Origin of the sequence: Bradyrhizobium algeriense (assembly GCF_003062295.1) — a bacterium.
In the GTDB taxonomy this organism is placed as follows: Bacteria; Pseudomonadota; Alphaproteobacteria; order Rhizobiales; family Xanthobacteraceae; genus Bradyrhizobium; species Bradyrhizobium algeriense.
Genome location: NZ_PYCN01000166.1, coordinates 1 through 814 on the forward strand (window position 1 = coordinate 1; position 814 = coordinate 814).

General features: G+C 60.0%; 1 protein-coding gene. It reads right to left on the bottom strand.

The features are described from left to right. Positions 1-814 (bottom strand): integrase core domain-containing protein (locus C7G61_RS42900; RefSeq protein WP_108523431.1); only part of this gene is annotated, 814 nt, incomplete at both ends.

The window sequence follows — 814 nt, forward strand, 5'->3', positions numbered from 1 at the left end:
GTACGCCGTCACCCAAACATCGAGATCATTCTGCAGCTCGTCGATGGTTCGATAGATCTTCTTGCGGAACGCCACACGATAGAACTCATCGAGCGCGGTTCGATGGAAGCGCTCGCAGATTCCGTTGGTCTGCGGGCTCTTGGTCTTGGTCCGCGTATGATCGATGTCCTCGACGGCGAGATAGAGCTCGTAGTCGTGATGCTCGGGGTTGCCGCAATACTCGGTGCCACGATCCGTCAGCACCCGGCACAGTACAATACCGTGCTCTTCGAAGAACGGCAGCACCCGATCGTTCAGCATCTCCGCCGCGGTGATTGGCGTCTTGCGGTCGTAGAGCTTGGCGAAGACCACCTTGCTGTAGGTATCGATGAAGGTCTGCTGATAGATGCGGCCCACGCCCTTCATGTTGCCGACATAGAAGGTGTCCTGGGCGCCGCAATAGCCGGGACATTCGCTCTCGAACTCGCCGTCGACCTCCTTCTCGGTCTTGGCTTTCTCCAGCGCCACGACCTGAGCTTCGGTGAGGACAAAGCCCTGCTGTGCCATCCTGGCTTCGAGCGCCTTGAGCCGCGTCTTGGTGTTCGCCAGATCGTGGCGCAACCAGACGCCCCGCACACCGAACGGCGAGATCGACAAGCCCTGTTTCTTCAGCTCGTTAGAAACACGCACCTGGCCCCAGGTCGGCTGTTCGATCGCCAGCGCCACCACTGCCGCTTCGATCTCAGGCGCGACACGGTTCTTGAGGATCGGCTTCTTCCGGCTGATCTCGGCAAGCGCCAGCTCGCCGCCTTTGTCGTACAGTTCCTTGAACCGG